Origin of the sequence: Parasphingorhabdus sp. SCSIO 66989, assembly GCF_032852305.1 — a bacterium.
GTDB classification, from domain to species: Bacteria; Pseudomonadota; Alphaproteobacteria; order Sphingomonadales; family Sphingomonadaceae; genus Alterisphingorhabdus; species Alterisphingorhabdus coralli.
The window spans coordinates 50,575-75,069 of record NZ_CP136594.1 but is presented as its reverse complement, the minus strand read 5'-3'; the positions used below and the strand labels follow the sequence as shown (position 1 = coordinate 75,069).

The window sequence follows — 24,495 nt, the reverse complement described above, 5'->3', positions numbered from 1 at the left end:
TTGCGCAATAATGCAGGTGGGGGATGTGCCGAGAACCTTGGGGGATGCGCACAGATGAAAGTGGAAGAGCGCAAATATCGTCCGCCCAAAGTGCTGCGCAATCAGGTGCTCAGACAAGCTCTGGTTAATCGCATAGTCTCAGGAACAGATTATCCGCTCACAATTTTGCTGGCGCCGGGCGGCTTTGGCAAAAGCACGCTGTTAGGCCAGATCGGTGCCAGATTTGAGTATCAAGGTGCAACACTGGCATGGCTGACCTGTGAGAACTCCGATTCCGAAGCGGAGAACTTTGTCCAGTCTTTGCGGCTGGCTCTGGCACGTTCAGACACGGCATTTGCCGAATGTCGGCCAACGATTTCAGCGATCATCGCGACCTTAGAGAACAAATCCGAGCCGTCGGTGCTGGTCATTGATGATTTCGAGCGCATTGCAGGCGAAGAGGCCTATTCTGTTATCGAGTTGTTGGTCACATTGCTGCCCGATGGGCATCGCGTTTTGCTCGCTTCGCGCCATTTTGATGAAGCACGGTTGGCGCGGTTTCTTCTCGATGAAACAGCCACGGCCATTGATGCTGCGGCGTTGGCGCTTTCGGATACGGAAACACGCGAATTGCTTGGAGATACCTGCGACAATGCAACGATAACGCGTGTTTTGGAGGTGTCCGAGGGGTGGCCGATGATGCTGCAGCTTGCTCGCATCAAGGCCAGCCAGCCAGGCGGCAATGCGCACCTTGTCGAGAATCTGCTGCGGCCACATTCAGAACTATTTGGTTTTCTTGCAGAAGAGGTCGTCGGGACGCTGCCTAAGGAACAGGCCGACTTGCTGATCGATTGCTCGATCATTGATTATATTGATGCAGGTATAGCTGAAGCGCTCACGGGAACGGATCGCGCTGAGGCGACCCTGATGGCACTTACCCTGCTTGACCCGCTCATCAGCTCGCAGACCGAGCCCGTGCTGACACTCAAGCTTCACCCGGTGATGCAGGGGTATCTTCAACAGGCATTGATGCGCAAGGGATCAAGCGCAGTAGCAGAGCTTCATCTCCGTGCTTCTCGCTATTTCACCGATCGCGGCGATATCTTTCGCGCCATTGAGCATGCGATGGAAGCCCATAACCCCGAATTTGCCGCTGAGATATTTGAGGAGATTGGCGGACCCTTGGCCATTTTAAGCCACGGACCGGCCAAGGTCTGGTCGTTCCTCAGCCAGATGCCACGGCCTCTCATCGACGGTCGCGTTGCATTAAGTGGTACGCAGATATTGCGTGCGATAACATTGGGAGACGGATTGGGTGCGCAGCATCTCTATCCTCGCTTCCAACAGTTGCTGGACCAGCAGCCGCAGGACCTGCTTCTGAATAGCAAGGAGTTGGCGTTACTTGTCGAGCTGGGCCGCGCGATGCTGATTGACGCTTGCGAACCTATCCATGCCTTTCTTGAGGAACGCATGCCCGCAATTGAAGTGCTGGTTCGCCGCAGATCGGAAGACGAGCCAAGAATTCTCGGCCTTTTCCTGGCATTCAAATTCTTTCTTGAAGCGCGGCATGGTTCGATCATTGAGGCGCAGAAGACAGTTACAGAATATGAGGAGGTTTGTGATCGCCTTGCCTTCTCATCGCAATTGCCTTCCATTTCCCCACATTTGGGGATGATTGCCTTTCAATCTGGCGAGTTCGACCGGGCCGCATGGTATTTTAGCGAGAATCTCGCGCACCATTGGGATGGCTTTGTCGGCCGTGAAGAGCTGTTGATACGCGTCGGCAATAGCTTCCTGGCAAAGATGTTTTATGAGCAGGATAGGCTGAACGACGCGCAAGCCAATATAAGAGCGGTGCCAGAAGTGCGTGAAGCGACTTTTATGGAGTTGATTGAGGCACGAGATGTTACCAAGACTCGCTGTATTGCCCAGCAGGACTCTATCCCGCGGGCGATCGAGCATCTGGATCGCACAATAAAACAGCGATCACTCTATGGGCTCAACAATATGCTGCCGACACTGGATGCGCTGCGCGTTGAACTCCTTGTTCGCGGCAGGGAAGTCGATGCGGCGGCGGCACATTATGAGACGTGTGATCTGGTGGGCGCATGGAAGGCAGAGCGACAGCACGCCCATTGGAACTGGATATTTGTAGAGGCTTTTCTGCGGTCGTCATCAAACCTGCACTTGTCAAGAGAGGAACCGCAAGAATTGCTCGTGCTTGGACAAGAAATCTGTCGGCGCGCCGAACAAATGGGGCGGGTCTTAACCGCCGAGCTCGCGCGAATCGCAATGGCTGGAGCCTATACACAGATGGGAGACGAAGAGGCGGCGCGCTTGTGTCTGGAAAGATCGCTGGCAGTCCATCACAATGCGGGAATAGTCAGGCCCTATTTCGATCTATCGCTTAATCTCGCACCTGTTCTTGAGGGGATGCGGACAGCCCATATTGATGATGCGAACGATGCGCATCTCACGACAATTCTGAGCTTATGGGATGAGTCCATGCATTCCGCAAAGCTTGCCAAGCTCCTCACGCCAAGGGAAAGCGATGTGCTGGCGGAATTGGCAAAAGGACAACCGACAAAGCTGATCGCTCGCAATCTTGGCGTGTCACCAGAAACGGTGAAGCATCACCTCAAGAATATCTTTGCGAAACTCGAAGTTGAAAATCGCAAAGACGCGGTCTCAGAAGCGTATCGCCGCGCTCTTTGAGTGGAGTTGTGCATTACAAAATTTGTAACCTGAGTACCTTTCTCCAACACCAAAGCATACCAACAGGCAGCCGAGCAATATCCATATTTTAAAATTAACCTTGAAGTATAATCACATATTGGCTTCAAGGATGCATGGCTCTCTCGCTTAAACTCAATGAATCGCATCGCCGTGTGTTGCGGCTAATCCGTCAGCATCAGCCGGTGACCCGCGCGGCTTTAGGCAAGATTTCAGGATTGGGCTCCGGGCCGATTACCCAGTTGACGCGTGACCTCTTGCTTGCCGGGCTTATCGGTGAGGGGGAACGTATTCGGGGCGGCCGGGGGCAGCCTGCGCTTCCGCTGAAGCTTGAGCCCGGTGGTGCGCTGAGCTTTGGTGTGGCGATGTCGCCGGGGCGTATTCGCATTGTTGCCGTGGATTTTACCGGCGCGCTGGTGGATGATCACATTGCCGATATGCCCAGCAATGGACCGGAGTCAGTGGCGATGCTGGTGCAGGAGCATATCGATCAGATTTCGCGCAAGGTGCGGCTGTTTGACGCTGATCGGATCTTGGGTCTGGGATTCGCGGTACCGGGGTATTTCTTTGCCGATCATGAGCATATGCGGCTTGTCGATGAGCATGCCTCATGGCGCGATATCAACCTTACTGCCTATTTCTCAGAAGCTTTGAACCTGCCCTGTTTTATGGAGAATGATGCCACCGCGGCGGCCTTGGCGGAGTATTATCATGCGCCGAGCGAGACCCGCTGCCTGATTACGCTGCTGATCAACTATGGCATTGGCGGCGGATTGGTGTTGGAGGGACGACCGTTTCGCGGCGGCCATGGCAATGCCGGAGAGATAGGCGCGTTTTTCCCGCTCGATAAGGCGCGGCCGTCAGGCACTGATCTGCTTGGCTTTATGGCCGAGCGGGGGCTGGAGCTGCCCTCGCTGGAGACAATGAACTGGGGCGATAGCGATCAGGCGGCAATGGGCGCACAATGGGCAGAGCGGGCAGGGCCACAACTGGCAGAGCTCGTGGAATCGGCCTGGTCCTGGTTTGACCCTGACAGTATCCATCTGTCGGGCGCGCTGCCGACCGAGCTGCTCGAGGCTTTGGTGTCGGCCATGGACGCGCCGAGCCTGTTTGGCAGCTTTTCAGAGCGTCCCGCGCCAAAATTGCACGCATCATCCCTGGGCAGCGCGGTTACCGCCATGGGAGCGGCCTATCTACCGCTGCATGAGTTTTCGGGGCAGCTCGAATAATAATATTAAACTTGTCACTTAAGTTTAATAACGAATCTCTATTTTCCCTGCCTGAGAGAAGCGCCGGGGTTTCTGCCATGGCGCAGTGATGGGGGAAATTATGAGAAAGCAGCATTTCTACCGAATACTGGGTGGCAGTCTGATCGCGATGGCATGGACTATGGCCGTCCCCGCACAGGCCGCAGACAATGGCGATAGCGAAAACGCCGAAGACAATATTGAGCAGAACGAAACGGCTGAGGATGCTTCTGGCGAGGAAGGCATCATTCAGGGCGAAACCATCGTGGTCACCGGCACCCGCGCAAGGGGTCGGGAAGAGCTTAATAAAAAGGTCGAACGCGACGTCGTGTCCGATTCCTTGTCACAGGATGAGATCGCGGCGGTGCCCGATTTCAATGTCGCCGACGCGCTGCGCCGGATTCCCGGTGTTGCCGCCGAATTTGACGAGGATGAAGGCCGTTTCGTCAATGTGCGTGGCATCGACGCCAATCTCAACTATGTCACCTTTGATGGCATTGGCGTACCATCGTCCGGCTCCTTTGGCGGTGGCGGGCGCAATGTGAATATCGAGTTCTTCCCGTCAACAGCGGTCAAGCGGCTGGATGTCTACAAGACCTTCACACCCGATATGGATGGCAGTTCGATCGGCGGCTATGTCGATGTTGTCACTCGCTCGGCCTTTGACTCAGATGATCCAACCTTTCTGGTAGCGCGAGTCACCGGCAGCTATTTTACCGCCAATGATATTGCAGAGGATTCAGATGAGCAGGAGCAGGCCTTCCGTCTCGAAAGCACCTTTTCGCAGCGTTTCGGCGCAGAGGATGAATTCGGCATTGTCCTTACAGGCCTTTATGGCCAGCGGCCGCGCGAACAGGACCGGTTGTTTACTGTAGGCGGCATTGAAAACCGGTTTGACAATGTCACACCGCCGACCCGCTTTGATTCCTCGCTGACCTCCAACAATCAGGAGCGCTATGGCGGCAATGGCAAGTTCGAATATAGCAAGAATGATGTCTATGCCTCGGTTGGCGGTTATTTTTATCGCCAACAGGAAAATGAGGTTCGATATCGCAACAATCTGCGCTTCTCCGCCAATGATCTGATCGAAACCGGCCCTGATCAGGCGCAGCTTGCCAATGGCCGGATGGAGCTCAACTTTGATGACTTCCCAATCCGCACCCAGGGTTTTGGCGTGCAGGGCCATTTTGAGGCGCTGATCGGCGACCGGGTCAATTTTGATGCCGATATTGGCTGGGCCGAGCAGAATTTTGACCATGACACCCCGGCGCTGGTGTTCCGCACACCATTCGTGCCGGAGCTCGGGGTGGATATCGACGCCTCGACCACGGTGCCGACACGCTCAACCTTCAATGATCCGTCCTATTTCCGCGATCCGGAAAACTATGCGCTGTCGTTTATCCGCCAGCGTGATCTCAACACGGATGAGCAGGTGCTCAATGCGTTGATGAACATCGGCTATAATAATCTCGCCGGTGATCGCGGCTTTGGCTTCAAGACGGGTATTGCCTATCGTAATCTTGAACGTGTGCGCGACAATGAGGAATTTCGTTTCTCGGCAGACGAGTTCAACGAACTCTCGGCCAACACCTCTCTGGCTCCGCTGCTCGCCAATGACAATTTTACTTCGGATTATTCGCCCGATGCTTTCCTTTTCTATGATGGTCAGGCGGTGAACGCGTTCTTTGACTCGCTCAATATACCGCGTGATGATCGGCGTTCGACAACGCCCGATTTCAACTATGAGGAAGATATTATCGGCGCCTATGGCATGGTGACCTACCGCACCGACAATCTCGATATCATTGCGGGCGTGCGCTATGAGCATACCGATTTCCGCGCTGGCGCCCAGGCTGAGGTCCAGGCGGTGAGCGGCTCGTTTGACAATTTCCTGCCCTCAATAAACGTCAAATGGGAGTTGGCGAATAATCTCTTCCTGCGCGGTGCCTATAGCCGCACTCTGGGGCGGCCCAATCCGAATGATCTGGCGGTTACTACTATTGATACGCCGGCAGAGGAGACCGATGAGGGCATCCGCCGCATCCGCCGCGGCAACCCCGACTTGCAACCGCGTATCTCGGACAATTTCGATCTCTCGCTCGAATATTATTTCAACAATGGCGAGGGCCTGTTGTCAGCGGCGATCTTCCGCAAGGAGATCGATGGCGACATCTTCTTCACCGAAACCGAGGGGGAGCTGGATGGTGAGCCGGTGATCTTTGCCCAGAACACCAATGCGTCCAACTCAATGGTGCAGGGTCTCGAACTGCAGGCCTATGTCGGCACCATGCCTTTTCTGCCGCCGGTGCTACAGGGGCTTGGCTTTTCCGGCAATGTCACCTTCCTAGATGGCGAGACCACCTTTCTGGACGGCACCACGCTTGACCGGCGGATAAGGCAGGCTGATCTGATCGCCAACGCCTCTTTGTTCTACAATACCGGTGATTTCGAGGCCCGTGTCGTCTATAACTATACCGATGATTTCCTTATCCGCGCCAACCGCACCGATGATGGCTTTGAGCAGATCGATGCATCTCTGCGCTACTATATTACCGACAATTTCCTCGTTTCACTGGAAGGGCGAAACCTCACCAACTCGCGTCGGCGCCAATGGACCGGAGAGAATTTCGATCTGCTCTTTGGCGAAACGATTATCGGCCGCCAGTTCCATCTGGGGCTGACCTTCCGCTATTGAGGCGAGGAATACGGGCGGCGTCTGGCTATCCCCAGCCAGACACCGCCCGGCCAATGGGGATAGGGCGCAAAGGTTTGGCATGGATTTAGGCAAGAGACGTATCGCATCAATCGCGGGACCAGCAATGGCCGCGCTACTTCTGTTGGGCAGCAGTGCCGTGCCCGGCCACGCTCTGGCAGAGCAAGCAAGTGCAGAGGCGCATCTTGCTGCGCAGCCACTTGCTGATCCGAAGCTGGTCGCCTCACGGGTCTTCCCGTTGGCGCACCGGCTTGCCAGCAAAGATCTGGCGCCGATGCTGGCAGACAATGTGCTGCTGCGCTCGGTGCTGGCGGAGCGGGTGCGGCGCATAGACCATGAGGTAGAGCGCTGCGGGACGGATACGGCCTGCACATATCGCGCTCTGCAATGGACAGCCGATGAGACTGAGGAGGCCGGTTCTGTTCTGCGCACCGCGCTGGATGCATCGTCGGCACTGCCATTGCTTGCCAAAAATATGCGGGCCAGCGGTGAATTTGCCCGACATGCCGCACTTGATGATGGCGCGCTGCTCGATCAGGCTTGGCGCGACCTGGTGGCGGCGCAGAACCATATCATAGCCATTTATGGCCTCGGCGAAGAACCACGCTATCCCCGGATTGATGCGATATCCTTTGATCCGCAATCAGAGGATTTCGCCAAGCTCACCGTCGAGTTACTCGGCTGGCTTCGGCATACACGCGGTGATGCAACCACCCTGGCTGATGACCCCGGCTATCGCACGGCGCTGCATTTGCTGCATGTCAATATGCGTGAAAATGCCGGATACTTCCCCGATCTGCATAGCCATCACAACCGTGCTGCCCAAAATGCCGTGGCGGCGATTGACTGGTCTGTCTTTCGTTACAGCGCCATTTTGGTGCTGGGCGATGGCCCCGATGCGCCGGGGCAGCGCGTTGGCAGCTTTGGCAAAATACGCCTCGCCCATGCCGCGCGGCTCTATCATTCCGGCCTGGCGCCGCTGCTGATTGTATCGGGCGGCAATGTCCATCCGGCGCGCACCCCGATCAATGAGGCGCTGGAGATGAAACGCGTGCTGATGCAACGCTATGCTGTGCCAGAGGCCGCGATCATAATGGAGCCCTATGCCCGCCATACCACCACCAACTTTCGCAATGCCGCACGGCTGATGCTGCGCTATGGCGTGCCCACGGATAAATTGGCGCTGGTTTCTACCAGTACCGGCCATAGCCGCTACGCCCAAAGTGAAGAGTTCCGCCGCCGCTGTATCGAGGAGCTGGGCTATGTTCCGCGCGAATTCGTTGAACGGATATCACCCTATGATTACAGCTTCCGCATCAACCCGCTCAGCACTCATAGAGATGCCCGCGACCCGCTGGATCCATAGCGTCTAGCCTGGAAGCGCCGCACGAATGCGCGCATGTTCGGCATGGCTGAGCGAATAGCGAAAGAGACACAGCATGGCCCCGCTGGCCGCAACGATCGGGATCAGGCAGGCAAGCCAGATGATCGCGCTGCGTCCCTGATCGCTGATGCTGTTACCGCTAAAGCCTGCCAGATCAAGCCCCATGCCAATAGCGGCACCGCTTAGCCCCTCTCCCGCCTTCATAACCAGCACCAGCAGGCCGATCAGGATCGCCTCCAACCGCACCCCGGTGCGCAGTTCGATCAGATCAATCACATCTGCGCCCATGCCCCAGACAATCGAGAACATACCGCAATAGGCAATACCCATGACAAAGGTCAGCGCCCAGAATATGGGGCCGACGGTCTCTACCGTCACAAGAAACGCCAGCATCGCCAGGATCAACAGGCCGTGCGCCGCAATCATGGTGGTGGCCTTGTTCCACCGATGCGACAGCCAGGCCCAGACCGGTGCCGACACCAGTTGACCAAGGACGATGGCGAGCAGCCCGGTGGAAACAGCACGGTCGTCAGCAAAGACATAGACATTCATATAGGGCAGCATGCGCATGAAAGTCGGTGGCCCGAAAGCGCCGAGCATCCCTGCCGCCAGCAACAGGCGCACATCACCCAATTGCAATGCGGCCAGATGCGCCTGCCAGGAGAATGACTCGCGGCGTGTTTGTCGCGGCCCTGCACGATCGCGCCGTGCAACCGACAGCCATGACAGCCACATCACCGCCAGCGAGATGCCTGCCGCCACCAGTGCCGCCTGAGCAAACAGCCAGGCCTCGCCTGAGCCTGCCTGATCCGAAAAGATCAGAAACGATGCGCCGCTGATCATCAACATGCTCAAAGAGCTGAAGAAAAACCGCGTTACCGCAATCTTCCCGCGCTCACGGCTATCGGGCGATATGCGGGCAATCAGCGCATTATGCGGCAGATCCAAAATGGTATAGCAGCTGCGAAACAGCAGCAGTGCCGCCAGCACGAGCCAGAAACCTGCACCATCTGAACCAAAGAGAAAGGGCAGGAAGAAGAACAGCAAAAAGCTGGCACTGGCGAGCGGCGCTCCCAACAGAATGAACGCGCCATATTTGCCAAAACGATTATAGACCCTGTCGGACCACAGACCGACAAGCGGATCGAGCAGCGCATCCCAGAGCAGCGCCAGCAACACCAGAACCCCGGCTAGCGCCGGGGCCAGCCCCAATATATCGGTCATAAAGTATAGCTGAAACAACCCCAGCGACCCGGCGAGAATATTCTTGCCAAGATTGCCGCCGCAATAGCCAAGCATGGCGGGTGTAGAGAGCGTCCCGCTTTGTTGATGTGATTTTTGTGAAGTCTCTGGTTTCACGGGCCAAGCTTAGGGTCGTAGAAGCTTGTGTCGATGCCACATCATGAGGTATTACCCTAGGACCTATGGGTTAAAACGGCACTTCGTCGTCGAGATCGTCATAGCCGCCAGCAGGGCCTCCGCTGCCGGAGCCGCCACCAGAAGAACCACCCGAAGTCTGGCCCCAGCTTGATCCGCCGCCGGAACCACCGGCTGAGCCATAATCATTACCGCCACCATAATTGCCGCCACCGCCGCGCTGGCCGCCTCCGGGGCTGTCGAGCATGGTGAGGTTGCCGCCATAGCCTTGCAGCACAACCTCGGTGGTGTAGCGGTCATTGCCTGACTGGTCCTGCCATTTGCGGGTGCGCAGGGCGCCTTCAATATAGACCTTGGAGCCTTTTTTGAGATAGCGCTCGGCTACGCCTACAAGGCCTTCCTGAAAAATGGCAACGCTGTGCCATTCGGTGCGCTCCTGGCGCTCGCCAGTGTTGCGATCCTTCCAGCTATCGGTGGTGGCGATGCGCAAATTGCAGACGCGCCCGCCATTCTGAAAACTGCGCACTTCCGGGTCTGCGCCGAGGTTGCCGATAAGAATGACCTTGTTGACCGATCCTGCCATGGAAATGCCCTTTAGATTCTGTGTTTGCTCGGGGCATTGTCTAGCAAATTACAGGCCCAATGCACTAGCCGTCCAAAAGGTTATCCCCGCCGCAATCCAGGCCAGCGCAAAAAGATAGACCAGCATGAAAATCGGCCATCGCCAGCTATTGGTCTCGCGCCTTGTGACTGCGATGGTGGAGAGGCATTGCGGCGCAAAAACGAACCAGGCGAGAAACGCCAGCGCGGTGGGCAGTGACCAGCGTCCGGCAAGCTGCTGACCCAGTTCAACCGCCTGTTCATCCTCATCTTCGGCATCGACGGCATAGGTGGTGGCGAGTGCGGCAACGGCTACTTCGCGCGCGGCCATGGCCGGGATCAGCGCCAGCGCGATATCGCGGCTGAAACCTATCGGGGCGACCACCGGCTCGATCACTCCGGCAATGCGTCCAGCGGCGCTGTAATCGACCTGGCTGATATCGCTGCCTACCGGCTTTTGCGGATAGCTGAGCAGCAGCCACAGGCCGATGGTGACGGCAAAGATGATGGTGCCGGCGCGACGCAGGAATATCCATGCCCGCTGCCACAGGCCGAGCAGCACATCACGGAGGCGCGGCACCTGATATTTCGGCATTTCCATCAGAAAACCGCCTGCCGCACCACGGGTGACAGTGGCGCGCAGCACCCATGCGACCAGCATCGCGCCGACCACGCCGAAGAGATAGAGGCCAAACAGCACAAGGCCTTGCAGCCCGACACCAGTGGCGATGCTGGTATTGGGAATAAATGCGCCGATGATCACGGTATAGACCGGCAGGCGCGCCGAGCAGGTCATCAGCGGTGCGATCAGGATGGTGGTGAGACGGTCGCGCGAGTCCGAGATACTGCGCGTTGCCATAATGCCCGGAATGGCGCAGGCAAAGGAGGAGAGCAGCGGAATGAAAGAGCGGCCCGACAGGCCGACCAGTGCCATTAATCGGTCCATGATGAAGGCGGCGCGCGCCATATAGCCTGATGCCTCCATCAGCAGGATGAACAGGAACAGGATCAGGATTTGCGGCAGGAACACGACCACCGATCCGACGCCAGCAATCAGGCCTTCGGTGATAAGGTCGCGGAAAAAGCCTTCGGGCAATGTCGCGGTGACCAGGCCAGAAAGAGCTTCCGCGCCGCTTTCGATCAGGCCCATGAGGGGATCGGCCCAGCTAAACACCGCCTGAAAGATAACGAATAACAGTGCTAACAGAATCAGCGGCCCAAAGATCGGGTGGAGTAATATCGCATCGGCCTGTTGTGAGAGGCGGCGGCTCGTTGTTTCGCCGACAATCGCCTCGCGCGCTATGGTCTCGGCCAAACGCCGCCGCTCGCGCATTGGTGCGCCCGGGGTGATCGGCAATTGGTGCGTTGCGTCACTTGCCGACAGGCGCTCGCTTATTGCCGTGTTCAGCTCTTCAAGGCCGCGACGCCGCACAGCCACGGTTTCGACCACCGGAATATCCAGCTGTGCCGAAAGCCGCGCAGGGTCTATCGTCAGGCCATCACGGGCGGCGAGATCGACCATATTGAGCGCCATCACCACCGGACGGCCCAGCGCCAGCACCTCGAGCGCAAAGGCGAGATGCTGTTCCATATTGGTCGCATCAATGACGAGGATGATCAGGTCTGGCTGGCGCTCACCCTCCTGTTCGCCCATCACCACCTTGCGCGTCACCGCTTCATCGGGGCTGGTCGGGTTGAGGCTATAGCTGCCGGGCAGATCGATAATCTCCGCCGGGCGACCATCGGCCAATGCCATCCGTCCGGCTTTGCGCTCCACCGTGACGCCGGGATAATTGGCAATCTTCTGCCGCGCCCCGGTCAGCGCATTGAACAGCGCGCTTTTGCCGGCATTGGGGTTGCCGACCAAAGCAATGAGAGGCTGCGCGGCGGTCATTGGCCTGTCTCCTCAGCACTCGTCGCCTCGGCAACACCGATCAGTCTGGCGTGCATCCGTCGGATCGCAATAGTGGTGCGACCAATGTCCAGTGCGATCGGGTCGCGCCCGAAAAACACCCCGCGATGCCGTACAGCGACCCGCTGCCCCTCATAGATGCCGAGCGCCCGCAACCGGCGGCCTTCATCATCGGAAAGCTGGTCCCATGCAATATCGGTGATCTCGGCACTGTGGCCGGGGGAAAGCTGGTCGAGGAACATGCGGCACGCTGTTGATTGGAACGCACAGCCCAATGCTGCGCTTACCTCGCTCTAGGCTGTCTCCCGCGTTATTGCAAATGGTTATCATTAGGTCCGTTTGCGCAATGCATGCATCGCTCAAACTTATGCCAGCTTTGCGGTTGCGTTAGGCCCATTACTGATGAATATATATCCAAAATGGAGGAGTCGATGTTCAAGAGATTGGCTATGTTGGTTGCTTGCGGCCTTCTCATTGGAGCATCCGCCCTCGCACAAGATTTACGATTCGCCACTATTGGAACCGGACACGTTACGGGCGTCAGCTATCCGGCTGGAGGTGCGATTGCGCGTGTCGCAGCTCGACAGGCTCGCGCGTTGGGGCTGCGAGTGTCTGTCGAAGCCACAGCTGGCGGCGGGTACAATCTCCAGACGCTCCTCGATGGAGAGATGGATTTCGCTATCACCAATGAATATCTTGTCGGCAAAGCCTGGTCAGGAACTGGCCCTTTCGCCTCAGCCGGGCCAGCCAATAACCTTCGCTTCGTTATGCGGCTGCACGAACAGGTGATGTTTGTTGTGGCGCACCCCAATGCGGGCATTGCGACTTTTGATGATCTGAAGGGCAAGAAGGTCGCGCTTGGGGGCGAAGGCTCCGACGCGGCAGCAATAACAGATGCCATTTTTGCCGCCAAAGGCTGGACCCAGACATCAATATCGGAACAGCCCGGCAGAATTGGCAATGCGGTCATGGATCTTTGTGACCGTAACATAGATGCTTATATCGTCGTGGATGGGGTGATCAATTCCGGCATCACGGAAGCCGCAACCGCCTGTGATGCGGTCCTTGTTCCCGTGACAGGCGCAGCGATTGACACCATGCTGGCTGCCGAGCCCGGCTTGCGCGCCGCGAGCATTCCCAATGGGGCGTATCGCGGCATGAGCGGCGATGTTCAGACGATCGGAACATCCGCCTTGCTCGTGTCCTCGACCAATGTTGACTCGCGTACGGTTTATGACGTCACCCGATTGACCCTGTCAGATGTGAACCGATTCACCATCCTGCATCCAAGCCTTAAACCCCTCACAGCGGAGCGAATGTCCTCGGGGATGCCAGAGGGCCTTTTCCTCCATGCTGGTGCAGAGAGTTACTTTCGTGAAGCGGGGCTGCAATAGGCCCGATATTCCGAACGGTCGGCGTTTGGCAAGTGCTGACTTTACATGTGCCTTTGTGAATAGTGACAGGGGGTATTATGCGTATTCTGATATTGGCATCGGTCTTGGCGTTGGCGGCTTGTAATGAACCGGAAATAAACGACGATGGTGATGAAGCCGAGGCACAAACATCGTCTTCAGGAAGCGATGTTGCCGCGTCGGGTGACAAGCCACCGGCCAAGGGCGAAAAGCCCAAGACCGAAAGCGAGGAAGAGGCCAAGATCACCGAGGAATTGAAAAACTCGGTGGCGAAAGACAAGGCCGATGGGCCATCGAAAACAGTGGACTGCACCGTCTCCTCCGCGCCCGGCGACGTAGAGTATAAGGGCCAGTGCGAATATTTCATCCTTGGCGGCGACAGCTTCACCATGGTGCGCAGCGATGGCCTGCCGTTTTTTGAGCAGATTGTCGAAGTGATCATCGAGGCAGATACGCCGACACGGGCGGGAATGTCGGTGCGGATGAGCGATGGTGAACGGCCCGGTTTCGGCACCGCCTATCGCGAACCGGGAGAGCAATGCTGGATCAACGATTCGCTCGATGTGTGCTGGAAGGATATGTGAGTTAGCGGAGGGCGCTTAATCCGCACGATAGCGTAGCCGCCCCAGAAACCGCGTCAGGTCAAAGCCTTCCCGTGGCTTGAGAAACTTCGCCTTGGCTTTTTCAAACTGCATCACATTCTCGATCCGCCGCTCCAGAAAGGCGCGGGTGTCTTCATATTCGTCGCTCTCATCGTCGAGGAAGCACATCAGCGTGGTGGAATAGACGCCCATCAAAATGGTGCGCTTGGTATAGTGGTTATAGTCGGTGGCGGTGTCGCCCGCCATGCGCCACATCAGGTCTGCAGAGCGCCAGCTGATCCGACCGGAGCGGGGCGCATTTTGGGGTTGCGCCATCAGCGAGACAGCGCGGCGCAACGCTTCTTTCAATGGCATGACCACGCTGATGCGATACCAGACCAGCTCGGTGATCTTTTCGCGGATTTTCATGGTTGCCAGGCGCTCTTCGGTGAATTCTGCCTGCATCAGCGCATCGACCGATTGGATCCAGGCATCGATCATATCCATCGCACCATCGGGATAGGCGAGGCGGGCTGTTGCCGGGTCGATATCATGCGCCTCGGCGGCATAGGTCAGCGCCTCATCGCTCCAGCCATCAAAGGCCGCTTCCTCGGCAATATGTGGCGCGAGGAATAGCTGGATTTCCTCCAGCGTTGGGTCTTCGGGCAGGCTTGGAATAGCTTGGTCAGGCATCTTCATGCTCCAGCATTGCAATAGTAGGCCCTATTTAGGGATGATATCGGCTTGGCTCAACAGCATCTCAAACAATCCTCCCCCTCGGGGGAGGGGAACCAGCGGAGCTGGTGGAGGGGCACATGCCGCATGATCCTATTTTGGGAGGCCCACATAATGGGAGCTAAGACCTCTCTGCATCTTATAGCTTGAGACATGCCGAGGGTGCCCCTCCACCGTCTTCGACGGTCCCCCTCCCCGTGCCGGGGAGGATGAATTAAGCAAAGCCTTCCGGTGCGGGCCAGCTTGCGCCGGTTACCGCGAGGACACGGAACAGTTCGCCCATGGCGCTGTCATCTTCATTGATCAGCCGGTCCTGTGCGGCCTTCAGCGCTTCGGCGTGATCGGGGTTCTGCTGCGACAGCATCTGGGTCCGCGTTTGTATGCCCAGCGCTTTCAGAAACGCACCTTGCCCAACCGGGCCATAGGCGTTCAGCCCTTGCGACAGGCCAATCTGTTTCAGCTCATCAAAATTGACATGCGCGGTGAGGTCGCATTCGCCGGGATCGCTGAACGGATCGACCTTTTCATGCGCGCGCACCGCCTGCAATGTGCTGCCCAGCTGTGGTGTGTCATAGCCATAATCGATGGTCAGCATTGCGCCGCCCTGCGCCGCGATCCGTGTTGACAGTTCATAGGCAAAGCCGCTGGCGGCCGGGCAGGTTTCCAATATGCTGCCTTGCTGCGCATTGCGGAATTGCTCGGGTACCACTGCATCCATCGGACGCGCACCGGGCAGGGCCATAAAGCGCTCGCCATTGCGCGCGACAACACGTTCGCGCCATCCGGCATGGGTGGCGATGAGCTGACGTACCGGCAGCGCATCATAAAACTCATTCGCCATCACCAGCAGCGCGCCGCTGCGCGGCAAGGTATCGAGCATATCATGCCAGATGGCATCGGGTCGCAGCGCCGCCTGTTTTTCGCGCAGCGCCGGGCTGAATTCGACAAAATGCACCTTGGGCTCGACGCCGAATTTCGCCATGGCGTTCAGTGCATCATTGGCGAGTGTGCCACGCCCGGGGCCGAGTTCGACATAATGCGGCTGCCCCTTATAGCCCGAGCGCAGAAACAGATCGGCAAACCACAGGCCGATCATCTCGCCAAACATCTGGCTGATTTCCGGGGCGGTGATGAAGTCGCCTGCAGCCCCCAGCGGATCGCGGCTGGCATAATAGGCAGCATTGGCCTCGCCCATATATTGCGCCACCGATATAGGGCCGGTGGACTCAATCACACGGGCAAATCGCTGCGCTAGTTCAGAGGGCATGTGCTGACGCCTCAAGCCTCACGCGGTACAGGATCGGCACTAACCTTGCGCTTGCCGGCGGTGGCAATCAACGCCAGCCCGATCAGGATCATCGGCACGGTAAGCCATTGGCCCATGCTGAGCCCGGTGCGCTCGGCAAATTCGATCAGATGCGCGTCGGGATTGCGGAAATATTCGACGATAAAGCGGCTCGCGCCATAGATAACCGCCGCTGCACCGACAAGCAGGCCGGGCTTGTAACGGCTGCGTGTATGCCAGAACAGCCAGTAGAGGATGATAAACATCAACAGGCCTTCGCTTGCGGCCTCATAAAGCTGGCTCGGATGGCGTGGCAGCGCCAGCGGGTCGGTATTGGTGAAGATGATCGCCCAGGGCATATCGGTAGGACGGCCCCAAAGCTCACCATTGACGAAATTCGCCAACCGCCCGAAGAACAGCCCGAACGGCACGACACAGGCGATATAATCGCAGAAGCGCAGAAAGGAGAGCTTCTCCTTGCGCGTCATTAGCCAGATCGCAAGCAAAACGCCAAGAACGCCGCCATGCAATGACATGCCGCCATCAAAGATACGCAGCAGATTGTAGCTAATAAGCTCCCCTTCGGTGAAGGTGGTGAACAGTTCCGGCTTATAGAACAGCGCATAGCCGAGCCGTCCGCCCAGGATGATGCCTAGCGTGGCATAAAGGATGAAATCATCGGCATGGCGCCGCGCCATTGGCGCACCGGGTTGGGCGATCAGTTTCAAAAGATACCAATAGCCGACCAATATCCCGGCAAGATAGGCGAGCGAGTACCAGCGCAGCTCAAAAAAGCCGATTGTGAAGAGCGTTTTGGACAATCCCAGCTCTTCAAAACGTAAATAGTCGGTAGAACTGGCGAGAATAGACAGTATCAAGGCTTTTCCCCAATGATTTTCGCCTGCATATAGGGCTGAAACAATAATACCAATAGGAGAGATGACGAATGGCGACAGAGCTTGATAAAATGATGCAGGTGACGATGGACGAGATGACGGCAGAGGGCGCTCCTCTGGCGACCGTCCCTTATGAAAAATATGGTCAGCAACTGCCGATGCTGGCCATGGCACCGCCCAGCCTGTCGCATTATTTCGCCCATTTCTGCGCCCAGCATGGTGATGCGGAGTTTCTGGTCGATGGCGATCTGCGTCTCAGCTTCGCCCAGACCTATGCCGCTGCGCATCAGGTGGCCAAGGGATTGCTGGCAGAGCATGGCTTGCAAAAAGGGGACCGAGTCGGCATCGCGGCGCGCAACTCGGCCAACTGGATAGTCGCCTATATGGGCATCATCATGGCTGGCGGCGTGGCTACCTTGCTCAATGGCTGGTGGGCCGGCGAGGAGCTGGCCCAGGGGATCAATGCCGTCGAGTGCAAGCTGGTCCTGGCGGACAAACAACGCGCCGCGCGGCTCGAAGGGGAGCAGTTGCCGGGTTCGCAGATCATCCTGTTCGACCATGATGTTGCTCCGGAAACCGGCCTTGCGGCGGTTATTGGCAGCGCAGGGGCCAGCGATACGGCACTGCCGGAACTGACCGGCGATGATCTGGCGACGATCCTGTTTACTTCGGGATCAACTGGCCAGTCCAAAGGGGCCTATTCCGATCATCGCGGCGTGATGCAGGGAACGGCCAGCTATATCGCCCAGACGATGCTGGCATTACAGCTTCTGGTTAAAGCGGGCACGCCACCGGAAGGACAGCCCGCAACGCTGCTTAATGTACCGCTTTTCCATGTGACTGCCATGGTTCCGGTGATGCTGCAGAGCATTGGCATTGGCCGCAAACTGGTGCTGATGCCAAAATGGAATGCCGAACATGCGATGCAGCTGATCGAGAAGGAAAAGATCAGCTATTTTGTTGGTGTGCCGCTAATGAGCTATGAAATCGCAACCCATCCTGATCGCGACAAATATGACCTCACCAGTTGCACATCTTTTGCAGCGGGTGGCGCGCCGCGCCCGGTGGAGCATGTAAAGCGCATCAAGAAAGAGATGGATTGGGCCTTCCCGTTGCTGGGCTATGGCCTCACCGAAACCAATGGCGTTGGCTGCGGCAATTTCAACGAAAACTATATGGCCAAGCCGAACAGCACCGGCACCGCATCGCGTCCGCTGGTCGATCTGGCGATATTGGATGATGACGGCAAGCCGCTGCCCCAGGGTGAGATAGGCGAGGTTTCGATCCGCACCATCTGCAACTTCCTCGGTTACTGGAACAATGAGGAAGCGACCAAGGCGGCGATCATGCCCGATGGCTATTTCCGCACCGGCGATCTGGGCTATCTGGACGAGGATGATTACCTCTTCATCGTTGATCGCAAGAAAGATATCGTCATCCGGGGCGGTGAGAATATCAGCTGTATCGAAGTGGAAGCGGCGATTTATGCGCATCCCGATATTGCCCAGGCGAGTGTTTTCGGCCTGCCTGATGAGCGCTTTGGTGAAGTGCCCGGGGCGGTCTATCATCTGAAGGAGGGCAAATCGCTCGAGCCGGAAGCGTTGCAGGAATTTCTCGGCGAACATCTGGCGCCGTTCAAAATCCCGTCGCGTGTGTGGAACTCCGATGAGCCGCTGCCGATACTCGGTACCCAAAAGATCGACAAGGTAACATTGCGGACCAAATATCGTGAGCTGGTCGCGGCGGAGGACGCTGCTGCGGCGTGATCGCCGCGGTGCCTCGGCGCCGCGCGATCATTGATCGCGCCAGGCTGGGCGAGGCGATTGATCGTCTGGTGGCGCATGGCGCGGGCGATGCCCGTGCCGATGTGCTTTCGCTGCTGCGCGATGCGCTGGCCGATGGCCGCGCCGAGATAGCCGATCGGCTGGTCGAGCGGCCCACTTCGGGCCATGCATCGGCGGCGGCCCAGGCCTTTCTGATCGACCAGCTGGTGCGGCTGATCCATGATTATGTCGTCACCCATGTCTATCCGGTGGGCAATGCCACCGCCGGGGCGCGGCTGACCATCATCGCCGTGGGCGGCTATGGCCGTGGCGAGATGGCACCGCATAGCGATGTCGACATCGCCTTTATCACGCCGATGCGGAAGAATAGCTGGACCGAGCAGGTAACCGAGGCGATCCTCTATCTGCTCTGGGATCTGGGGCTGAAAGTCGGCCAGTCGAGCCGGTCACTCGACGATATGGTGCGCATGGCGCGCGATGACCTGACGATCCGCACCTCGCTGCTTGAGGGCCGCTTCGTCTGGGGCGACAAGGCACTCTATGATGAGGCATCGGCACGCTTTCACGCCGAGGTGGTGCACGGCACGATCCGCGATTTTATCTCGCAAAAGCTTGCCGAGCGCGATGAACGGCACAAGCGCATGGGCGATAGCCGCTATGTTGTCGAGCCCAATGTCAAGGATGGCAAGGGCGGGTTGCGCGATCTGCAGACGCTCTACTGGATCGGCAAATATGCCTATAATGTCCGTACTGCGGCGGAGCTGGTCGATAAAAAACTGTTCAACATGACCGAATATCGTGGCTTTCGGCGCGCCGCGAATTTCTTCTGGGCGGTGCGCTGCCATTTGCATGACATTACCGGGCGGGCCGAGGAACGGCTCACCTTTGACTTGCAGCGCGAAGTCGCTGAGCGGATGCGCTATGCTGACCGTCCGGGCAAATCGGCGGTTGAGCGCTTCATGCAATTCTACTTTCTCAACGCCAAGAAAGTGGGCGATCTGACCGGGATATTCCTCGCCCAGATTGACGAGAAATTCGCCTCTACCGGCCGCCGTCTGATCCCGACCATCCGCCGCAAACCGCGCAAACTTAATGGCTTTCAGCTTGACCGCGGGCGCTTGATCACACCGGATAAGGACTTCTTTGCCGAAAAACCTTCACGCCTGATCGAGCTGTTCCATTTGGCCGACAAGCATGAGCTCGAAATCCACCCGACCGCGATGCGGCAGGCGACACGCGATGCCAAGCTGATCACCAAAAAGGTGCGCGAAGAGCCCGAGGCCAATGCGATGTTCCTCGATATATTGGCCAGCCCGCGAGACCCGGAGGTGGTGTTGCGCTGGATGAATGAGTCGACGGTATTTGGCCGTTTTGTCCCCGAATTTGGCCGTGTCGTGGCACAGATGCAGTTTGATATGTACCACCATTATACGGTGGACGAACATTCGATCCGCGCCATTGGCCTGTTGTCGCAACTGGTCTCGGGTCAGCTTGCCGATGACCACCCCAAGGTCAGCGAGATTATTTCGACGCTCTCCACCTATCGCGCGCTCAGCGTCGCGGTGCTGCTGCATGATATCGCCAAGGGGCGCAAAGGTGACCACAGCATATTGGGATCGGAGATTGCGCTTGATCTCGGCCCGCGTCTGGGCCTGTCCGACGCTGAGACAGAGCTGGTGGCCTGGTTGGTGCGGCATCATCTGCTGATGTCGGCGACGGCTTTCAAGCGCGATTTGTCAGACTATAAGACCATATCTGATTTTGCCGCGATGGTGAAAAGCCCGGAACGGCTGAAGCTGCTCTTGGTGCTGACGGTTGTCGATATCCGCGCTGTCGGCCCCGGTATCTGGAACAGCTGGAAACGGCAGTTGCTTGATACGCTTTACGATGCGGCGGAAGAGGTGCTGCGTCTCGGCCATAAGGAGCATGGCCGGGCAGAGAAAATTGCCGCCTGCAAGGGTGATGTGGCGGCGTTATTGAGCGTCGAGGTGGCGGCTTTGGGCGAATGGGAGGAGCGTCTGCCTGAGTCCTATTGGATTGCCGAGCCGGAAGACATTATCGCGCGCAATATACAGCAATTGCGCAATATGCAGGCCAATGCACCGCTATCCATCGCGGCGGAATATTATCCGGCGCGCGGAGCCACTTTGGTCACGGTAATTGGGGCGGACCATCCGGGCCTGTTCTACCGCATTGCTGGCGGCATTTATGCGGCGGGCGGCAATATTATCGATGCCCGCATCCACACCACGCGCGATGGCATGGCGCTCGATAACTTTCTGGTGCAGGACGCCCGTGGTCAGGCGATGCGTGAGGAGAACCAGATTGCTCGGCTGAAAAGTGCCATTACCGATGCGCTTTCCAACCGCCAGAAGATGACCGACAGGCTGGATGCGCGCACCGCAGCCCATCCAAGAGCCGATGCCTTTTCGATCACGCCTTTCGCCATCGTCAACAACAACGCCTCCAACCGTTTCACCGTGATCGAGGTCAATGCCCAGGACCGCCCGGCGCTGTTGTCGCGGTTGGCGCAGATATTCTTTGAGGCGAATATGATCGTCCATAGCGCCCATATCGCCACCTATGGCGAGCGCGCGGTGGACACGTTCTATGTCACCGACCTGATGGGTGCGAAGGTCAGCGATAAAGAGAGGTTGGAGCAGCTACAGGCGGCGCTGGTCGAGGTGCCGAAGGAGCTGGATGAAGATGAGCTGACGGCGGCTTAAACGCCGCATTATTGATTATCATTGATTATCGTCGGCCCCGCGCATGCGGGGCCAGGGCTCTTGTTTGAATTTCGCACGAAGCCACAAAGACACTAAGATACTATGTCTGTCCAAGCGGGCTTTGTGCCTTTGTGCCTTAGTGTGAACTAAAAGCCTAGCCCCCGCCTGCGCGGGGGCGACATTTAAATTGTGATTGCCAGCGCTTAGAGCTGGTGCCCGGTCCGATCACGCTTGGTGTCGAGATATCGACGATTATAGGGATTATCCGGCGTGATCAGCGGCACGCGTTCAACTACGGTGATGCCACCTTGCTCCAGACGCCCCACCTTGTCAGGGTTGTTGGTCATCAGCCGTACCTGATCGACGTTCAACAGTTTGAGCATGTTCACCGCGATCATAAAATCACGCGCATCGGTGGCGAAGCCGAGCCGGTTATTGGCTTCTACCGTATCAAAGCCCTGATCCTGCAGCTCATAGGCACGCAGCTTGTTAATCAGGCCAATGGCGCGGCCTTCCTGGCGCAGATAAAGCAAGACACCCCATTGCGCATCGGACATCGCTTTGAGTGCTTCATGAAGCTGAGGCCCGCAATCGCATTTCAGGCTGCCCAGCATATCGCCGGTAAGGCACTCGCTGTGCAACCGCACCACCGGCAGGCTGGCATCACGCTCACCAACAACCAGCGCGACATGCTCCTTGTTGTCGGCCATGGTGCGGAAGGCGACTATCTCGGCGGTCTCGCTCGTCGCCACCGGCAGCCGCGCGCGGGCGGCGATGCGCAACATGCGGGCATCGCCATAGGCCTTGGCATCACTGGCGGTGATCGCCGCCTGTGGGGTGACTGTCTCTTCGCCCTCGATGATAAAGGCAGGAAGCAGGCCAGCCTGCCGCGCTAGAATCATCGCGGCCTCGGCAATCGTCTCGGATTCCAGCGGCAATGCAGTAAATGGTCCTTTGAGTGGATTGGCGAGATCCTGTGCCGGGTCCGCAATCGCCATCGCGGCTACATTATTCAGTGGTTCCATGGTGCGGATCATCACCGGGGCATCGGGGCGGGCAGCGGCGCGCTGGTTGATAATCTTCAACGTCGCGGCCCGTGCGGCAGATATCAGCATCTCATCGCATTGGCTGGCACTCTCGGTCTCGGAAATCCGGGTTTCGACCGCACTCAGGACAAGCCTGTCCGCACCATCACTGATGACAATCGGCCAGCCACGCAGCAATGCGTCAATGGCCTTTGCAGCGGCAATGGCACCGGCTGTATCCGGCATCAGAACACCAACTCGCTGATCAGTGGGGCGTGGTCGGAGGGCTTGGTCCAGCCGCGACAGTCTTCGAGCACCTTATGGCTCTTCACATTGTCGGTCAGCTCGGGCGACACCCACATATGGTCGAGCCTGCGGCCGCGGTCGGACTTGGCCCAGTCGCGCGCGCGATAGCTCCACCAGCTATAAAGCCGCTGGGGCTCGGGATAGAATGTGCGGCCAATATCGACCCAGTCATGCGCGGCCTGCAGGCGGTCGAGATGCTCGACCTCAATCGGCGTATGCGACACCACTTTGAGTAGTTGTTTATGGCTCCAGACATCGCTTTCCAGCGGTGCGACGTTGAAATCACCGACCAGCATGGTGGGCGTATCCAGCGATTGCGACCAGTCTGTCATCCGCGTCAGAAAATCGAGCTTCTGGCCGAATTTCGGGTTTTCCTCGCGATCGGGCACATCGCCACCAGCGGGGATATAGACATTGTCGAGCCGCACCGGCTTGCCATAGCGCTCCACCAACGGGCCGCCGAGCTCAACCCCAACATGTCGCGCCTCGCCATTGGCTTGCCAGTCATGGCGGGTGATATTGCGGATCGGGATTTTGCTTAAGGTCGCGACGCCATGGTGCATCGGCTGGCCGTTGAGTGCCTGATGGTTATAGCCAAGCTGGCGAAATGCGCCTTCGGGGAACTGCTCATCAACGACCTTGGTTTCCTGCAGGCACAGAATATCGGGTGCATATTCACGCAGAAAGCGCTCGACAATCTCGATGCGAAACCGAACGCTGTTGATGTTCCACGAAGCTATGGTGAGGGATTGGCTCATCCCGGGGGTCTAGGGTCTGTTGCTGCTAACCACAAGGGGCATATGATGGTTTGCGCTCTCAACAAGAGAGGAAAAATGAGGCACAAAAAACCCTCGTCCCGGGGGCATTGGAACGAGGGTCTCTTTGTGCGTTCGTCACGCCAAATCCGGGAAGGTCAAGAGCAACAGGGGGAAACTCCTCTTCGCCGGATAACTAAAGACTAGTCAGCGGCGGCTTGCGGTTAGATGAACGATAATCGGCAGCCCATGACATTGATCGCACCAGCAAGGCATCTCATCGTGTATAATAATGTAAAATTGCCTATAGGCTCTCTAAAGCCTAGCGGCTCTTGCGCGGATCGCGCCATTTAAAGACCGAATCCGCAATTGGGCGGTTATAGCGATGCTCGCTCAGGCTGATGGTGGTGCGCTTGTTCTGCGAGTCGAGCGCGACCCATCCCGCGAGTTCAATGCCCTCAGGCGCAGAGGCATCGCGGCGGAAGACCATGGTGATGGTGCCATATTCCGGGCGGTCCGTGTCCTTGACCTCTACACTTAGCACATCGCTGTTACCGGTCTCGAGCAGACGGCCATAACGGGTGATATCGCGCTTGGGGTCAAGCAGCGCCCCCAATGGGCTTTCCTTGATCGGCCAGCGCTGAACCTGATTAACCTGATAGTCGATCAAGGTCAGTGCCCGGCCATCGGCAACCACCAGCAGCTCGGCGTCCTTCTGATATTCAAAGCGGATACGGCCTGGCTGCTTCAGCATCAGCTTGCCGCTTAATTGTTGGTTGCTGCGGTCAGTCTGGACGAAATTGGCAGTGAGCGTGTTGATGTCGCGCAGGTGGCGCTCGATCTTTTGCAGGTCTGCCGCGCCTGAATTGGCAGATTGCGCATGCGCGGTGCCGGCAAAGCTGATGGCAATGCCCGCCATGCCGACAAGAATGGCTAGCGCAGCGACCAACCCCAAAAGAGGCAGTGCGTAGCGATGGCGATCAATCAGTTTTTCCATGTTCATGCGGCACTTATGCCGGAAATGGATTGAATAGCGGCTGAACCC

Annotated in this window: 18 protein-coding genes; 8 read left to right on the top strand and 10 right to left on the bottom strand. The window is 57.7% G+C overall.

The genetic code is table 11. From position 1 onward, the window contains the following. The first annotated feature begins 54 nt into the window (after window positions 1–54). The 4 genes from RB602_RS00330 to RB602_RS00315 all read left to right on the top strand — a co-directional run bounded on the left by RB602_RS00330 (window position 55) and on the right by RB602_RS00315 (window position 8,038). Window positions 55–2,694 carry a helix-turn-helix transcriptional regulator gene (locus RB602_RS00330; RefSeq protein WP_317081894.1) on the top strand — a complete coding sequence of 880 codons (2,640 nt, stop codon included), beginning with the start codon at window positions 55–57 and terminating at the stop codon, window positions 2,692–2,694. A 134-nt stretch (window positions 2,695–2,828) separates the two neighbouring features. Next, window positions 2,829–3,941, top strand: coding sequence for an ROK family transcriptional regulator (locus tag RB602_RS00325; protein ID WP_317081892.1), 1,113 nt, complete (start codon window positions 2,829–2,831; stop codon window positions 3,939–3,941). A gap of 100 nt (window positions 3,942–4,041) precedes the next feature. Beyond that, complete coding sequence (locus RB602_RS00320) at window positions 4,042–6,654, top strand: TonB-dependent receptor (RefSeq protein WP_317081891.1); 2,613 nt, start codon at window positions 4,042–4,044, stop codon at window positions 6,652–6,654. 124 nt (window positions 6,655–6,778) lie between these two features. Beyond that, window positions 6,779–8,038: a YdcF family protein gene (locus tag RB602_RS00315; RefSeq protein WP_317081889.1), complete on the top strand. Its 1,260-nt coding sequence runs from the start codon at window positions 6,779–6,781 to the stop codon at window positions 8,036–8,038. A 3-nt stretch (window positions 8,039–8,041) separates the two neighbouring features. Here RB602_RS00315 and RB602_RS00310 read toward each other — a convergent pair whose 3' ends face one another. The 4 genes from RB602_RS00310 to RB602_RS00295 all read right to left on the bottom strand — a co-directional run bounded on the left by RB602_RS00310 (window position 8,042) and on the right by RB602_RS00295 (window position 12,187). Further along, on the bottom strand, window positions 8,042–9,415 hold the full coding sequence (locus RB602_RS00310) for an MFS transporter (protein ID WP_317081887.1): 1,374 nt from the start codon (window positions 9,413–9,415) through the stop codon (window positions 8,042–8,044). 70 nt (window positions 9,416–9,485) lie between these two features. Further along, complete coding sequence (gene ssb / locus RB602_RS00305; protein WP_317081885.1) at window positions 9,486–10,016, bottom strand: single-stranded DNA-binding protein; 531 nt, start codon at window positions 10,014–10,016, stop codon at window positions 9,486–9,488. A gap of 48 nt (window positions 10,017–10,064) precedes the next feature. Next, on the bottom strand, window positions 10,065–11,927 hold the full coding sequence (gene feoB, locus RB602_RS00300; protein ID WP_317081882.1) for a ferrous iron transporter B: 1,863 nt from the start codon (window positions 11,925–11,927) through the stop codon (window positions 10,065–10,067). After that, window positions 11,924–12,187 carry a FeoA family protein gene (locus RB602_RS00295; protein ID WP_317081881.1) on the bottom strand — a complete coding sequence of 88 codons (264 nt, stop codon included), beginning with the start codon at window positions 12,185–12,187 and terminating at the stop codon, window positions 11,924–11,926. Before RB602_RS00295 ends, feoB begins: the two co-directional genes overlap by 4 nt. A gap of 108 nt (window positions 12,188–12,295) precedes the next feature. On the opposite strand from RB602_RS00295, the gene RB602_RS00290 reads away from it, so the two are divergent. Further along, entirely contained in the window at window positions 12,296–13,339 is a 1,044-nt protein-coding gene (locus RB602_RS00290) for a TAXI family TRAP transporter solute-binding subunit (RefSeq protein ID WP_317081879.1), read from the top strand. A gap of 77 nt (window positions 13,340–13,416) precedes the next feature. Beyond that, window positions 13,417–13,941 carry a hypothetical protein gene (locus RB602_RS00285; protein WP_317081877.1) on the top strand — a complete coding sequence of 175 codons (525 nt, stop codon included), beginning with the start codon at window positions 13,417–13,419 and terminating at the stop codon, window positions 13,939–13,941. Between the two features lie 15 nt (window positions 13,942–13,956). Here RB602_RS00285 and RB602_RS00280 read toward each other — a convergent pair whose 3' ends face one another. The 3 genes from RB602_RS00280 to lgt form a co-directional block, all read right to left on the bottom strand. Continuing rightward, complete coding sequence (locus RB602_RS00280) at window positions 13,957–14,631, bottom strand: COQ9 family protein (RefSeq protein ID WP_317081875.1); 675 nt, start codon at window positions 14,629–14,631, stop codon at window positions 13,957–13,959. Between the two features lie 256 nt (window positions 14,632–14,887). Next, window positions 14,888–15,940 carry a class I SAM-dependent methyltransferase gene (locus RB602_RS00275; RefSeq protein ID WP_317081873.1) on the bottom strand — a complete coding sequence of 351 codons (1,053 nt, stop codon included), beginning with the start codon at window positions 15,938–15,940 and terminating at the stop codon, window positions 14,888–14,890. Between the two features lie 11 nt (window positions 15,941–15,951). Beyond that, window positions 15,952–16,836: a prolipoprotein diacylglyceryl transferase gene (gene lgt, locus RB602_RS00270; protein WP_317081871.1), complete on the bottom strand. Its 885-nt coding sequence runs from the start codon at window positions 16,834–16,836 to the stop codon at window positions 15,952–15,954. Between the two features lie 68 nt (window positions 16,837–16,904). Between lgt and RB602_RS00265 the strand changes: the two genes are divergently transcribed. Both RB602_RS00265 and RB602_RS00260 read left to right on the top strand, forming a co-directional pair. Continuing rightward, window positions 16,905–18,620, top strand: coding sequence for a class I adenylate-forming enzyme family protein (locus RB602_RS00265; protein ID WP_317081869.1), 1,716 nt, complete (start codon window positions 16,905–16,907; stop codon window positions 18,618–18,620). Further along, window positions 18,617–21,364 (top strand): [protein-PII] uridylyltransferase, encoded by a 2,748-nt coding sequence (locus RB602_RS00260; RefSeq protein ID WP_317081868.1) that lies wholly within the window; start codon window positions 18,617–18,619, stop codon window positions 21,362–21,364. Before RB602_RS00265 ends, RB602_RS00260 begins: the two co-directional genes overlap by 4 nt. Window positions 21,365–21,567: 203 nt before the next feature. Here the strand turns inward: RB602_RS00260 and ribA are convergent, their stop codons facing one another. The 3 genes from ribA to RB602_RS00245 form a co-directional block, all read right to left on the bottom strand. Further along, window positions 21,568–22,635 (bottom strand): GTP cyclohydrolase II, encoded by a 1,068-nt coding sequence (gene ribA, locus RB602_RS00255; RefSeq protein WP_317081866.1) that lies wholly within the window; start codon window positions 22,633–22,635, stop codon window positions 21,568–21,570. Further along, complete coding sequence (locus tag RB602_RS00250) at window positions 22,635–23,453, bottom strand: exodeoxyribonuclease III (RefSeq protein WP_317081864.1); 819 nt, start codon at window positions 23,451–23,453, stop codon at window positions 22,635–22,637. The genes ribA and RB602_RS00250 overlap by 1 nt, the downstream gene beginning before the upstream one ends. Window positions 23,454–23,772: 319 nt before the next feature. Continuing rightward, complete coding sequence (locus RB602_RS00245; RefSeq protein WP_406568425.1) at window positions 23,773–24,447, bottom strand: LolA family protein; 675 nt, start codon at window positions 24,445–24,447, stop codon at window positions 23,773–23,775. Between the last annotated feature and the right edge of the window lie 48 nt (window positions 24,448–24,495).

Coding starts and splice junctions, on each gene's coding strand:
- RB602_RS00290 (WP_317081879.1), top strand. CDS start 12,296: ATGCATCGCTCAAACTTATGCCAGCTTTGCGGTTGCGTTAGGCCCATT.
- RB602_RS00245 (WP_406568425.1), bottom strand. CDS start 24,447: ATGGAAAAACTGATTGATCGCCATCGCTACGCACTGCCTCTTTTGGGG.
- ribA (WP_317081866.1), bottom strand. CDS start 22,635: ATGCCGGATACAGCCGGTGCCATTGCCGCTGCAAAGGCCATTGACGCA.
- RB602_RS00320 (WP_317081891.1), top strand. CDS start 4,042: ATGAGAAAGCAGCATTTCTACCGAATACTGGGTGGCAGTCTGATCGCG.
- feoB (WP_317081882.1), bottom strand. CDS start 11,927: ATGACCGCCGCGCAGCCTCTCATTGCTTTGGTCGGCAACCCCAATGCC.
- RB602_RS00250 (WP_317081864.1), bottom strand. CDS start 23,453: ATGAGCCAATCCCTCACCATAGCTTCGTGGAACATCAACAGCGTTCGG.
- RB602_RS00325 (WP_317081892.1), top strand. CDS start 2,829: ATGGCTCTCTCGCTTAAACTCAATGAATCGCATCGCCGTGTGTTGCGG.
- RB602_RS00280 (WP_317081875.1), bottom strand. CDS start 14,631: ATGCCTGACCAAGCTATTCCAAGCCTGCCCGAAGACCCAACGCTGGAG.
- RB602_RS00330 (WP_317081894.1), top strand. CDS start 55: ATGAAAGTGGAAGAGCGCAAATATCGTCCGCCCAAAGTGCTGCGCAAT.
- RB602_RS00315 (WP_317081889.1), top strand. CDS start 6,779: ATGGCCGCGCTACTTCTGTTGGGCAGCAGTGCCGTGCCCGGCCACGCT.
- RB602_RS00275 (WP_317081873.1), bottom strand. CDS start 15,940: ATGCCCTCTGAACTAGCGCAGCGATTTGCCCGTGTGATTGAGTCCACC.
- RB602_RS00285 (WP_317081877.1), top strand. CDS start 13,417: ATGCGTATTCTGATATTGGCATCGGTCTTGGCGTTGGCGGCTTGTAAT.
- RB602_RS00295 (WP_317081881.1), bottom strand. CDS start 12,187: ATGTTCCTCGACCAGCTTTCCCCCGGCCACAGTGCCGAGATCACCGAT.
- ssb (WP_317081885.1), bottom strand. CDS start 10,016: ATGGCAGGATCGGTCAACAAGGTCATTCTTATCGGCAACCTCGGCGCA.
- RB602_RS00265 (WP_317081869.1), top strand. CDS start 16,905: ATGGCGACAGAGCTTGATAAAATGATGCAGGTGACGATGGACGAGATG.